Origin of the sequence: Streptomyces canarius, from assembly GCF_014650735.1 — a bacterium.
Lineage (GTDB): Bacteria > Actinomycetota > Actinomycetes > Streptomycetales > Streptomycetaceae > Streptomyces > Streptomyces olivaceoviridis.
Genome location: NZ_BMVN01000106.1, coordinates 1 through 12,497, shown reverse-complemented (window position 1 = coordinate 12,497; position 12,497 = coordinate 1). Strand labels below are relative to the sequence as shown.

Annotated in this window: 13 protein-coding genes and 2 pseudogenes; 13 read left to right on the top strand and 2 right to left on the bottom strand. The window is 67.4% G+C overall.

Annotated elements, in window-relative coordinates:
- The first annotated feature begins 403 nt into the window (after positions 1 to 403).
- From IE294_RS45140 to IE294_RS45120, 5 genes and pseudogenes are all read left to right on the top strand, one after another.
- A complete protein-coding gene (locus tag IE294_RS45140) occupies positions 404 to 697 on the top strand; it encodes a lactococcin 972 family bacteriocin (RefSeq protein ID WP_189895145.1) in 294 nt (97 codons plus the stop codon).
- 424 nt (positions 698 to 1,121) lie between these two features.
- Positions 1,122 to 2,873 (top strand): bacteriocin-associated integral membrane family protein, encoded by a 1,752-nt coding sequence (locus IE294_RS45135; RefSeq protein ID WP_189895144.1) that lies wholly within the window; start codon positions 1,122 to 1,124, stop codon positions 2,871 to 2,873.
- Positions 2,870 to 3,610: an ABC transporter ATP-binding protein gene (locus tag IE294_RS45130; RefSeq protein ID WP_229918131.1), complete on the top strand. Its 741-nt coding sequence runs from the start codon at positions 2,870 to 2,872 to the stop codon at positions 3,608 to 3,610. Before IE294_RS45135 ends, IE294_RS45130 begins: the two co-directional genes overlap by 4 nt.
- An 18-nt stretch (positions 3,611 to 3,628) precedes the next feature.
- Positions 3,629 to 3,991: pseudogene (locus tag IE294_RS50030) on the top strand (relaxase domain-containing protein); the annotation flags it as partial.
- Between the two features lie 106 nt (positions 3,992 to 4,097).
- Positions 4,098 to 4,640, top strand: coding sequence for an MmyB family transcriptional regulator (locus tag IE294_RS45120; protein WP_229918130.1), 543 nt, complete (start codon positions 4,098 to 4,100; stop codon positions 4,638 to 4,640).
- 45 nt (positions 4,641 to 4,685) lie between these two features.
- Here IE294_RS45120 and IE294_RS45115 read toward each other — a convergent pair.
- Positions 4,686 to 5,571: pseudogene (locus tag IE294_RS45115) on the bottom strand (helix-turn-helix domain-containing protein).
- A 204-nt stretch (positions 5,572 to 5,775) separates the two neighbouring features.
- Between IE294_RS45115 and IE294_RS45110 the strand changes: the two are divergent.
- From IE294_RS45110 to IE294_RS49535, 8 genes are all read left to right on the top strand, one after another.
- On the top strand, positions 5,776 to 6,099 hold the full coding sequence (locus tag IE294_RS45110) for a carboxymuconolactone decarboxylase family protein (protein WP_189895143.1): 324 nt from the start codon (positions 5,776 to 5,778) through the stop codon (positions 6,097 to 6,099).
- A gap of 41 nt (positions 6,100 to 6,140) precedes the next feature.
- Positions 6,141 to 6,434: a cupin domain-containing protein gene (locus tag IE294_RS45105; protein WP_373315960.1), complete on the top strand. Its 294-nt coding sequence runs from the start codon at positions 6,141 to 6,143 to the stop codon at positions 6,432 to 6,434.
- Between the two features lie 135 nt (positions 6,435 to 6,569).
- The gene (locus tag IE294_RS45100) at positions 6,570 to 7,592 is read left to right on the top strand and encodes a zinc-dependent alcohol dehydrogenase family protein (protein ID WP_189895142.1); all 1,023 of its coding nucleotides are present in this window, start codon (positions 6,570 to 6,572) and stop codon (positions 7,590 to 7,592) included.
- 257 nt (positions 7,593 to 7,849) lie between these two features.
- Positions 7,850 to 8,839, top strand: coding sequence for an aldo/keto reductase (locus tag IE294_RS45095; protein WP_189895147.1), 990 nt, complete (start codon positions 7,850 to 7,852; stop codon positions 8,837 to 8,839).
- A gap of 124 nt (positions 8,840 to 8,963) precedes the next feature.
- Positions 8,964 to 9,086, top strand: coding sequence for a hypothetical protein (locus tag IE294_RS49260; RefSeq protein WP_268252874.1), 123 nt, complete (start codon positions 8,964 to 8,966; stop codon positions 9,084 to 9,086).
- Positions 9,083 to 10,369, top strand: coding sequence for a multidrug effflux MFS transporter (locus IE294_RS45090; protein WP_229918128.1), 1,287 nt, complete (start codon positions 9,083 to 9,085; stop codon positions 10,367 to 10,369). Before IE294_RS49260 ends, IE294_RS45090 begins: the two co-directional genes overlap by 4 nt.
- Positions 10,370 to 10,439: 70 nt before the next feature.
- On the top strand, positions 10,440 to 10,826 hold the full coding sequence (locus IE294_RS45085) for an aldo/keto reductase (protein WP_189895141.1): 387 nt from the start codon (positions 10,440 to 10,442) through the stop codon (positions 10,824 to 10,826).
- Positions 10,827 to 10,859: 33 nt separating this feature from the next.
- A complete protein-coding gene (locus IE294_RS49535; protein ID WP_306433552.1) occupies positions 10,860 to 11,423 on the top strand; it encodes a helix-turn-helix domain-containing protein in 564 nt (187 codons plus the stop codon).
- A 225-nt stretch (positions 11,424 to 11,648) separates the two neighbouring features.
- Here the strand turns inward: IE294_RS49535 and IE294_RS45075 are convergent, their stop codons facing one another.
- Positions 11,649 to 12,194, bottom strand: coding sequence for a hypothetical protein (locus IE294_RS45075; RefSeq protein WP_189895140.1), 546 nt, complete (start codon positions 12,192 to 12,194; stop codon positions 11,649 to 11,651).
- Positions 12,195 to 12,497 lie beyond the last annotated feature (303 nt).

The following is a 12,497-nucleotide window of genomic DNA, read 5'->3' as shown; positions in this document are numbered from 1 at the left end:
ATCAGCCACCGAAAGCGAAACGGTCCGCCGACTCCGTCGGCGGACCGTCAAGAAAGATCGAGGCTAACTTCGGCATGAAGAAGGGCTCCCGAGGCGGTGATCGATGAGGGCCGGCCGCCAGGAGTTACCTACCGGCCGTGGATCTTAGCACCCTAGCGAAGAGTCCTGGCCCACACCGCAACTCACCTGCTCCTACCGCCACCACAACCCCTCACATCACGCCACTGTCCGAATTCACCTCCTCCCCTGCCATTCGCGCCAACCTCACCTCATGATCCAGTAGGTTCCAGCCAATCACCCACCCATCAACGATCAGACGGTTTCGCAGCGATCACCCTTCGATAAAGGTTTTGAACTGTTCACAGCAAGCCCGCGCAACACTCACAACGAGAGGTGGTTCACCATGCACAAGAAAAACGTGGTCAAGGCCGCTTTTGCGTCCGCGGCCCTCATTCTCGCTGCGGCGACCCCGGCACTCGCCACGACCGTCGACGTCGCCGGCGGGAAGTGGAGCTACGACGAGGGTGCCAATACGGCGTGGTCCAACTTCAAGCACCCGACGAGCAAGCACGCGTCGTCGGTGAAGATCGGCAGCCAAACCTTCAAGAGCGGCTGCACTGCGGCGGGTGAATGGTCCCTCGCCTCTGGCACGAAGAACGGCGGCGGCATCTCGTACTACTACGACCCGAGCTGCTGACCCACCCAGTTGCGGGGGCGGGCGACGCCCGCCCCCGCAACTGCCCTCTCATTGACTGACTGGATCGACATCAGATGCTGCATCGAGGGACAAGATTCGTCCACGCCGCGGTCCTGGCCTTCGCCGCCGTGTTGGCCTTTCTGTTCGTGCGCGGTCTGGACGAGACCGGAGTACTGGGAAACGCAGCCCTGGTCGAAGTCATCGACTCCGACGGGTCGAAAAACGGGTACCAAGTTGTCCAGGCCATCGAAACCTTCTCGACCGAGCGACAACCGCGGTAGCCCGCGAGGTTCCTGATCTGAAGAATCCCGACGGGCTACGGCATCTGTATCTGGCTCCCGGCAGTGGAACGTCCCTTACGGCGGGATGGCTGGACGACGGATATCCAGAGTTCAGTGCGGACTATGCGACACGAGTACACCCGATGTCTGAGGTCGGATCGTTGGATCCCCGGGGCCCGTACTACGTCTTCGGCACATCCGAGGCCGTCGATGCGCTGGTGGCTGAGTTCGGTCATCTCGGTCTTGCCACGAGCGTCACTCACCCCTTGTCGTATGCCGAACTGAGCGACCAGTACTCGGGCGACCCGCTATTCCAAGCCTTCTGCGTAGTTGCCCTCGCGGCCGTGACGATAACCGGCGCAAGCGTATTGCTCAATGCCAAGGGGTACGGGGTCCTGCGGATGCAGGGCATGTCCTTCGTTGGCATCCTCCTGCGTGACCTGCGGCAGCTGGCGGTCTTCTGGCTCGCGGCGGCCGGCACCGTGGCAGTGGCAACAGTTGTCTCCCTCGGCCTCTACAACGGCTTCGCCTGGTTCGGGCTGTTCGCCGAGGTGGCCGCGGTGGCCGCGGGGATCCTCGTTGTTCTGGTGCTCGTGGCCCACGCGGCTGTGCTCGCGCTGACCTACAGGGTCGACATGCTGCCGGCCCTGAAGGGCGAGTTGCCCGCAAGGGCCGCGTCCATCAGCGTCTATCTCGTTCGCGTCCCCGCGCTTCTACTTGTGCTCAGCATCGCCACCGACGTCACCGTCGCGGGCCGAAGTGTGCTGATGCGCCAGGAGAACCAGAAGGTCTACGAGGCGGTGGGCAACGCGGTCTCGATCCGCCTCAGTGGTGCCTTCGCCATGCATACAGAACAACTGGACGAGCACGTGGGACCATGGCTGCGTCAAGCCGACCAACGAGGCGAGGTCGTCCTCGCCGGCCGCAGGGACCTCCAGATATCGACCCCTGGTGCTCATCTACCACCCGGCGAGTTCCTCATCGTCAATGACACGTACCTCGAAGAGCAACCGGTAAAGACTCCAACAGGTCGCCGCTACACCTCTCAAGCCAACCGTACAAATGCGCCGGAATCGCCTCCCGTGCGAGTCATCATCCCCAACTCCATGACCCAGCATGAAGCGGCTATCACGAAGGCGGCTTCCAGAATTATCGATCCACAGCAGGATAGAGACATCCCGCTTGACGTCTTGGAGAGCGCATCGGGACAGCATCTCTTCGGGTACAACACCGGCGCCTACGTCTACAACTCGGCTCATGGACCCGACGAGGACAGATCCATGTTGCTCGATCCGGTGATTATCGCCGTACCCAACGGTTCGAAATTCCTCACCGACGACGCCTACACCACCTACGCCACTCAGGCGGGGGTGATATTCCCCAACCGGGCTGACGTGCTGAACGGCATCAAGGTGAATGGGCTGCAGAGCTACATAAACGGGATAAGTCCCGTCGGTCAGAAAAGCGCGCTGGATCTCAGGAAATCGGTCAGTGAACTGCGGCTACAAGTGTTCAATCTCATCATTACTGCCGTTATCCTCGTCATTGCCGGTGTTGGTCTCTGCATCATCTACTCTCGCAAAAATGCACAAATCATATTTGCGCGGCATATTAGCGGCTGGAGATACGTGGCCACGCATCGATTCCTCCTTGCCGTGGAGGTGGCCATAGCGGCAATATTTGCCACCCGGGTACCTTTCCAGGCGTGGCGACAGGGGCAGGAGTTGAAAAACCTTGCTGCCGCTGGTGCGCCCGCTCCTTTCCAGCCCAATCACCTCACCGCACTGGACGTCAGCCTCATCACGTCCCTGGTCGTGGTCGAGTTCGGAGCCGTAATACTCGCTCTTGCGTTCTTTCATCGTCGGATAGTGAAGGAAGGAGCGACCGTCGCATGAACCCCGCAAGCGCAGAAAACCCCTCCACCAAGCCGGAGAAGAGTGTGATCGAGGTCGAGAACCTGTCCAAGGTATTCGGGTCACGGGTCTTGTGGCGCAACGTCAACTTCACCGTCCGCCAGGGTGAGATGCTCGCACTCATCGGCCCCAGTGGAGCAGGCAAATCCACCCTGCTCAACTGCCTCGGACTGCTCGAAAAACCGACCGCAGGGGCGATTCGATACAAGGCAAGAGACATCACGCGACTCAGCAAGGGGGAGACCCGCCGATTCCGACGTGACAGCCTCGGTTACCTGTTCCAGCACTATGCCCTGATCGAGAACGCGACCGTGGAAGAGAACCTGGAAGTAGCCATCAAACCACGGCGAAGAGCAGCGGACAGCGACGGACCGAGCATCACCGATGCCCTGAATCGCGTGGGCCTGGCGGGTCGAGGCAGGGAGCGGATCCACCATCTGAGCGGGGGCGAACAACAGCGCGTGGCCTTGGCCCGCCTCATGGTGCAGCGGCCGACGCTTGTGCTGGCGGACGAGCCCACCGGCGCCCTCGATGATGCCAACACCACAGCCGTCATCGATATCCTTCGCGATCTGAGTCGAGCTGGATGCGCGGTGGTGCTCGCCACCCACGACGCCACCGTCCGGGACCGCTGCGACGCGGTCTTCGCCGTGCATAAGTCGTCGCTCGCCGCCACTTCGCCACGCGAACCGGCGAGTCCGGACCCGACCCCGGCATGATGGGTTGCTACCACGGCCCTGCACGAGAACGCCGTGGCCGCCTCCGCGCTCCACAACGAGATCGTGGCCGCTGAGGTCTGCGAGGCGCTGGACCTGGCGACCGAGCCGCGCACCGTCACCCCGGGGCGCCGGCCCATGATGGAGAGCGCCGGGGTGCCGCACGGGCTGATCCGCTGGACCGCCCGGCCCAGCGACCAGATCGCCGCCAGCCTGGCCGAGCTGGAGCACGAGTACGTCACCGCCGTCGACGACGACGGCGAGCCGAAGTTATTGCCCGTCACCTCCGAGCGGGCCCGCGCCGAACTGAACGGGATCGCCGCGAAGATGACGCGCCCGCCCAAGCAGAAGGCCCGTCCTCTCACGCAGCTGCGCAAGGAGTGGAAGACGAGCGCGATCCGCACCTCCAAGGTGGCCATCGACATCATCAACTCCCTCCTCGAGCACGCCCGTGCCGCGGCTACGGCGATCCGCCCGTGTCGCCGCCGCCGTGGTCGACGTCGCCCTGGCGGCCGTCGACGTCACCGCGACAGTGTTCGTGATGAACAGCGGCGGCCACTTCCACCGCCGGCACCTGCTTGCCGAAGCCCGCCGCCACCTCGCCCTCACGTCTTCCGTAAGATGTGGGGGTGCGCACGACGTGCACGTCTACGACGAAGGCGTCAAACGGTTCCGGCATCCGGTCGTGGGCGACCTGGAACTGGTCCACGAAGCCCTGGCGCTGCCCGGTCCCGCGGACACCGGTCTGCCCATCACCGTCTACAGCGCCGGGCCCGGCACACCGTCCGAGGAAGCACCCAGGCTCCTGGCCCCCTGGGCTGCCACCTCGCACGCACCCGTCGCCCCAGCCGACGCCGACGACCGGCTGAGGATCCTTCTCGCCCACTTCGCGCACGCGGCCCGGGACGCGGCCGACATCCGCCACCAGAGTGGCCGCCATGGCGTTCTACGCCAGTCGGCCGGCGTTGCGTCCGATCACGATTCGCCGCGGACACCGATCCGGGACGCTGACGCCTCCGGTCCGGGGTCGTAGACCCCCGCACGATCGACGGCGAACTTCCACAGCCAGGGGTACCGCTCAGCGATTGGCTGTGCGGTCCGGGTCCGCGGAGGCGTCTGTGGTGGCGGCCCAGGCGGCCAGCAGTTGCAGTGCGTCGTGCGCCGGGGTGTCCGGAGCGGCGCTGTACGCGGTCAGCGTCAGGCCGGGTTGTGCGGGCAGCTCCATGGCGTCGAAGTCGAGGGTGATCTCGCCGACGACCGGATGGCGGAAGGCTTTGCGGCCGGTGTGGTGCAGGCGCACGTTGTGCTTGGCCCAGGCGGTGCGGAACTCCTCGCTGCGGGTGACGAGCTCGCCGATGAGCCCGGTCAGGTCGCTGTCGCCGGGAGCCCGTCCGGCCTCGGTGCGCAGCAGGGAGACGGTCGTGTTCACGGACTGCTCCCAGTCGGGGAAAGAAGTCCCGGCCGTGCGGGTTCAGGAACTGAAAGCGGGCGACGTTGACCGGCCGCGGAGCGTCGTCGACGTACAGCGGAGAGTACAGAGCGCGGCCGAGGGGGTTGACGGCGAGGATGTCGAGGCGGCCGTTGCGGATGAGGGCCGGGGAGTCGGTCATGGCGTGAAGGACGCGCAGGACGCTGTCCGGAAGCGGGCCACGGGTGCGTTTGGCACGGCGGGCGGGGCGTCTGGCGACGGCGCGGGCCAGGTCGTAGAGGTGGGCGCGTTCGGCCTCGTCCAGATGCAGGGCGCCCGCGACCGCGTCGAGGACTTCTTCGGAGGCTCCGGCGAGGTGGCCGCGCTCCAGGCGGACGTAGTAGTCGACGCTGACGCCGGCGAGCATCGCGACTTCCTCGCGGCGCAGCCCGGGCACGCGCCGGTTGCCGCCGTAGGCGGGCAGCCCCGCCTGCTGCGGGGTGACCTTGGCGCGGCGAGAGGCCAGGAAGTCGCGGATGTCGCTCTCGGTACTCACGCCCTCCAGGCTAGGCGGGAGCCGCGGATGAGGGGGGTTCTGTCAGTACCTGGTACAGCCGTACCTTCCACCCGCGCGTGGCCTGCGCTTTCCTCGGTAGTGGCCGCTGTGGCGGCTCCCGGCGGGGCCCCGGAGGCACGGCTTCGGACCGCCGGGGCGGGCTGTGCCCGGTTCCACGACGTTCGCGAGTGAAGGAGTCGCCCCATGGCGAAGCAGTCCGCACCCCAGGAGTTGGCCGTTATCGCGCCCAAGCTCGTCGAGGTCACCAATGAGGTGCTCTTCGGCGACGTCTGGGAGCGGCCCGGGCTTTCCCCGCGGGACCGCAGCCTGGTGACCGTGAGCGTGCTGGCCGCGCTCTACCGCGGCGAGCAGCTCCGATACCACCTGCGCGTGGCCCTGGAGAACAGGCTGAGCGTGGAGGAGCTGTCCGAGGCGATCACGCACCTCGCCTTCTACGCCGGATGGCCCAACGCCATGACCGCCATCAGCCTGCTCAAGCAGATCGCCGACGAGCAGGCCACCGCCTGACCAGGCGACCTGCGGCCAGGAAGCACCACCCCATGTAACTGTTGAGCAAGCAGCCGACGATGAAGCCGCCCGCCCAGTGGTTCACCGGCGATGCGTGGGCGGACGTCATCTATCGCGGCGAGACACCCTCCCGCGCCCGCGCGAACGCGGTGAGCTTCACTCCCGGTGCCCGGACCGCCTGGCACAGCCACGGCCTGGGCCGGACTCTCTACATCGTGGAGGGCATCGCCCTGATCCAGTCCCGCGGCGGCGGGATCCTCGAAGCCCGTCCGGGCGACGTGATCGGACACCGCCGGGGGAGCACTGGCACGGCGCGGCTCCGGACCACTTCATGACGCACATCGTGCTGTGGGAGACCGACGAGGTCGACTGGCTCCAGCACGTCGGCGACGACGAGTACGCCGGCCCGCGCACCAGGACCCGCCACTGAGGCCCGGCACGAACAAGACCATCCCGTAAGGAGCACCATCATGCGCGGAGCCGTTCTCCACGCTCCCGGAGACGTGCGCTTCGAGGAGCGCACCGACCCGAAGATCATCGAGCCGACCGATGCGGTCATCCGTACCGCCGCGACCTGCGTGTGTGGCTCGGACCTGTGGGACTACCGCGGCATCAACCCGGTCGAGCAGCCCACCCCGTTCGGCCACGAGTACGTCGGTTTCGTCGAGGACGTCGGCAGCGACGTGAAGACGCTGACACCGGGTCAGTTCGTCATCGGCTCCTTCTTCGCCTCCGACAACACCTGCGCCAACTGCCGCAACGGCTACCAGACCAACTGCCTGCACCGTGAATTCGTCGGCGCGGGCGGCTGCCAGGCCGAGAAGATCCGCATCCCCCTCGCGGACGGCACCCTGGTCGCTACGCCCGACCAGCCGGCCGCGGAGCACATTCCCAGCCTGCTCGCCTGCTCCGACGTGATGGGCACCGGCTGGTACGCGGCCGTCGCCGCCGAAGTGCGCTCCGGCGACACGGTTGCGGTGGTCGGTGACGGCGCGGTCGGCCTGTGCGCGGTCATCGCTGCCAAGGAACTGGGCGCGGAGCGGATCATCGCGATGTCGCGGCACGAGGCCCGGCAGAAGCTGGCCCGCGAGTTCGGAGCCACCGACGTCGTCGCCGAGCGCGGCGAGGACGGCATCGCCCGCATCAAGGAGATGACCGCCGGGATCGGCGCCGACCGGGTGCTGGAGTGCGTGGGCACGGCCGAGTCCATGCAGCAGGCGCTGCGCTCGACGCGTCCCGGCGGCAACGTCGGCTTCGTCGGCGTCCCTCACGGCGTGGCGATCGACGGCACCGAACTGTTCTACTCCCACGTCGGCCTGCGCGGCGGCCCCGCCCCCGTCCGAGCGTTCCTGCCCGACCTGGTCGACCGGGTGCTCACCGGCCGCATCAACCCCGGCAAGGTCTTCGACCTCACCCTGCCGCTCGCACAGGTTGCCGACGCCTACCGGGCCATGGACGAACGGCGCGCCATCAAGGCACTCCTCACGCCCTGAGCCGGCCGTCGCACAGAACGCGGCGCGAGGCGACCGTGGCCGGTCGACGCTCGCTCGGGGGAACCCTTCACGGAAGCCCCGACCGCGTCCGCCGGCTGCACATGCTCGGCGCCCGCACGGCCGAGGACCGTTCCTCCGGGATCCGCTCCGAGGCGTCTCGGCCCGGCGCTCCACGGCACGTTGAGACTGCCGTGTTCTCCGCTCGGTGCAGATACCCGGCGTACTGCCCTACTGGATTGGACGCACGACCCATGACGATGACGTACAACCACCTCGGCCGGACCGGTCTGAAGGTCAGCAAGCTCGGCCTGGGAACCATGAACTTCGGCTGGGTCACCGACGAGCCCACCAGCTTCGCCCTTCTCGACCGGGCCGTCGAGGAAGGCATCAACTTCATGGACACGGCCGACGTGTACGGCGGGCCGCAGTCACCCGACATGACGCAGGGCTACGGCCTCTCCGAGGAGATCATCGGCCGCTGGCTGGACCAGGGCGGCGGCCGACGCGACCAGGTCGTGCTGGCAACCAAGCTCTACCAGCCCATGGGCACCGGCCCGAACGACAAGTACCTGTCGGCCTACAAGATCCGCCGGGCCGCTGAGGCCAGCCTCCGGCGGCTGAAGACCGACCACCTCGACCTGTACCAGATGCACCACATCGACCGCTCAACCCCGTGGGAGGAGATCTGGCAGGCCATGGAGCAACTCGTCCGCGAGGGCAAGGTCACCTACGTCGGCAGCAGCAACTTCGCCGGCTGGCACATCGCCACCGCCCAGCAGGAAGCCGGCAAGCGGCACTTCCTGGGCCTCGTGTCCGAGCAGAGCCTGTACAACCTCAACGCCCGCACCATCGAACTCGAACTGATTCCCGCCCTGCGTCACTACGGCCTCGGCCTGATCCCGTGGAGCCCGCTGGGCGGCGGCCTTCTCGGCGGCGCCCTGCACAAGGCCGCCGGCGGCCGACGCTCGTCTTCCGACTTCACAGCCACCGTCGAGAAGTACCGGCCGCAGCTCGAGAAGTACGAAGCCCTGTGCGCGGACCTCGGCGAGCGGCCCGCGGACGTCGCCCTGGCCTGGCTCCTGCACAATCCGGCAGTTGCCACCGCCATCGTCGGGCCGCGCACCCCCGAGCAGCTGACCGAATCACTGCGAGCCTCGCACCTGACCCTGGCGCCCGAGACGCTCCACGCGCTCGACGCGATCTGGCCGGGCCCTGGAGGCGAAGCCCCCGAAGCGTACGCCTGGTAGTCCGGCGAGCGCGGCGACAGGACGGGCACCGGCCGGGTACCGCGTCGCCGAGAAGCACGCCCGACGCTCCGCGACCGCGCTACTGCGCCCCGCCACCGCAACGGCCACCACCAACGAGGACACGATGCACCAGTACACCGAGGACGCTCTCGCATCCGGGAGCGTCGACTCCTCGCTCGATGAATTCGACCGGCTGGAAATCGACCGGCTCCAAGGACGCGACGCCACCGTGGAGACCCTCGCGTGAACGAGCAGGCGACACTTCCCACCGGTCACCCATCGGCCACAAGCCCCACACGGCGCGTCGGTCCGGCACTGTCCACGCTGCTGATGCTGCTCACCGTGTTCGGCCCCGTCTCGATGGACCTCTACCTGCCGGTCCTGCCCTCGCTGACGAGCGATCTCGGCGCGGCCACCTCCGCGGCGCAGTTCACCCTGACCGCCTGCCTGATCGGACTCGCTGCCGGGCAGATCATCGCAGGGCCGCTGTCGGACCGGTTCGGACGCCGCCCACCGCTGCTCATAGGCATCTCCGCCTACATCGCCGCGTCCGTGCTGTGCGCGATCAGTCCGAGCCTCGCGACGTTGGTGATCGCCCGGCTCGTGCAGGGGCTGGCGGGCGCGGTGGGGATCGTCATCGCGCAGGCAGCCGGCCGGGACGTCTATGAAGGCGGTGCCCTGATCCGCTACTACGGGCGGCTGACCGTCCTCGGCGGCCTCGCCGCGATCGTCGGCCCCGTCCTGGGAGGGCAACTCGCCCGCCTCACCGACTGGCGCGGCACCTTCCTCTTCCTCGCCGTCATCGGAGTGCTGCTGCTGGTCGCCACCCTGGTCATCTTCCGCGAGACGCTCCCCGGCGCTCAACGCACCAGCGGCGGCATGAAGCAGACCGGCCGCGACTTCCGCCGCCTGTTCTCCGATCGCCTCTTCGTCGGATCGGTGCTCATCGCCGGTCTGACCTACGCCGCCCTGTTCGCCTACCTCTCCGGGGCGACCTACATCCTCCAAGACACCTACGGGCTCTCCCCGCAGGGGTACTCCATCGCATTCGGTGCGAACTCGGCCGGGTTCATGGTCTTCGGTTACATCGGCGGTCGTACCGCCGAACGATGGTCCGAACGCGCCGCGCTCGTCATCGGCCTGGCCATGACCGCCGTCGGCTCCCTCGGTCTCCTCGCGACCGGACTGTGGAACCTGCCCCTGCCCGTCGTGCTCGTCTCCCTGTTCGTCCTCGCCTCCGGCGTCGCGTTCGCCGCACCCCCGACCACATCGCTCGCCCTGGCCGACTACCCGGAACTCGCCGGCACCGCGTCCTCGGCACTCGGCTGCGCCCGCTTCGGGCTCGGCGGAGTCGCCGCACCGCTCGTCGGCCTCGGCGGCGCCCGAGCCGTCCTGCCGCTGGGCATCGTCACCCTCGCGTCGATCGCACTCGGCGTCGTCGCCCATGCCGTGTTCGTCAAGCAGTCGGGTGAAGGCGACGTGGCCCGAGGGCCCCATGGGCGCGGGCAGGGGCGGCAACGTGGCCGATGAGAAACGGAGACGAAAAGACGAGCACTCTCACAACATTCCGCATCCATCGACCGGAGTATTCGCTCCCGCTATGAAGTACACACGACTTGGCACCTCAGGACTTGTCGTCAGTCGTCTCTCGCTCGGCTGCATGACGTTCGGGGAGGGTCCGAACAGTCTGAAATGGGCGCTCAGCGAAGAGGAATCGATGCCGATCTTCCGGCAGGCCGTCGAACTGGGCATCACCTTCTGGGACACCGGCAACGTTTACAGTTTCGGCAGCTCGGAGGAGATCGTCGGGCGCGCGATCAAGAAGCATGCGCGCCGCGAGGACATCGTGCTCGCCACCAAGCTCTTCTACCCGATGCACCCCGGCCCCGGGGGATCCGGCACCTCCCGCAAGGCGGTCATGGAGCAGATCGACGCGTTTCGGGCATCACCAAACGGCCCTTACGAGCTCGTGCACGGTAGGCGGTGAGGCGTCGAGTTTTCGATCGTCGATCATGGTCGTGTGGTGGGGAACACGTCTCGTGCAGTGATCATCAGCGATCGGAGGATCACTGGCCTGTCGGCTGGCGTGATCACTGAACTCGTCGCTGAGGTAGGGCCATTGTGGCACGAGCGACACCAGCCCAAGCTCGCGTCCAGGCCGCGGAAGCGGGCTGTGGGCGCGGGCGCGAAGCACCGACTGGTGTTCGTCGACCGGCTCCTGGCCACGCTCGTGCATCTGCGCCATGCTGTCACTCATGACGTGCTGGCCTGCTGGTTCGGTGTGGACCGCGCCACCGTCACCCGTGCCATCGGCGAGGTGCGGCCACTGCTCGCCGAGCGAGGGTGCACCATCAGCCCCGGAGTGCGGCTGCGCACCCTGGCCGAGATCGTCGACCACCTGGGAACCAGCGGGAAGACCGGATTGTCCATCAGCAGGAGCAGTATCTCGGCACGGTGCACGCTCGTCCGGACGGCGACGGCCTGTGGCACGTGCAGTCCACAGGCGAACAGTGCCGCAGCCTGGACGATGCGGTCTGGGTGCTGTGCAGGTCGGCTTCCTGCCCCCGTCAGCGACAGCAGATAGCCCGCTGGGCGCGCACCGTGCTGGCTGATCCGTCGCTGCTGGTGACCGATGTCTCGACCACCGGTCTGGGCGCGCAGGCCTGGGCGGTGCAGATCGCGGCGATGGACGGCAGGGGCCGTCCCCTGGTGAACGAGCTGCTCGACCCGCGCGAGCCGATCACAGCGGCGGCCGGCGACCTGCACGGTATCACCCGCTCCGCGAACATACCCCCGGGTTCCCAGCGGGTCAGCCGTTGCCTTCGCTCACCGGCCCGGCCGCGTCACCGATGGCCACTCGCAGGTCATGCATGCCTTGCAGGATGTCGATCAGGGCTTCTTCCGCCCCGCTCAAAGCACGTCGAGTCCCCTCCTCGTCGCCACGGTCCGCGTGCAGCTGGGCGCCGAGCGCGTACACCGCTGTCATGACTGCGGCGAAGGCGGCCTCCCGGCCGGGGGGCAGTTCCTCCGCCTCGGGTTCGGAGACCTGCACCGCGGTGCGCTGAAGCCGGTTCGTCAGGACGTTGACCGCGAGGTCGGGGTTCCTTCCTAGCTGCTCCCACCAACCGAGCAACGTCTCAAGGACGTCTTCGATCTCCCCCTCCTCGGTCAGACGGGTCGCAGCGGTGATCTCCAGCTCCGTCTTCGCCAGCAGACTCCCCAGTAGCTGAAGGCGCTCCTCTTCCCGCGGCCTCTCGGGTCGCTTCTTCGGATCCGACTCCGACTCAGCCGCCAGAGCGGCCAGCGCCGCGTGGATCTGCTCGGTACTCACTGGCCGGTCACTACGGATGCTCACGCTTCCAGCTTCACCCAGCGAATGCCTACCCGCCCCCATGGCACGTACGAGTCCCCGGCGAGTTCCACCACCCAGACCAGCGCCTCGCCCGAGCAGACCGAAAAGCATGAGGCAGCCGTGCATCAAGCGGCTGTGTCCGAAGCGGCATAGTAGGCGCCGGTGGCACGCGCGCCGTGCCGCCGGCGCTCGCGCCCCGCCGCCGATCCCCGTCCGCTCCGGGCACCCAGCAGCTCGCTCGACCTACCGCTGTGCGGCGGCCTGGTGCAGATGGCGGCTCACGTCGCCGACGAGGTTGATGCGGAC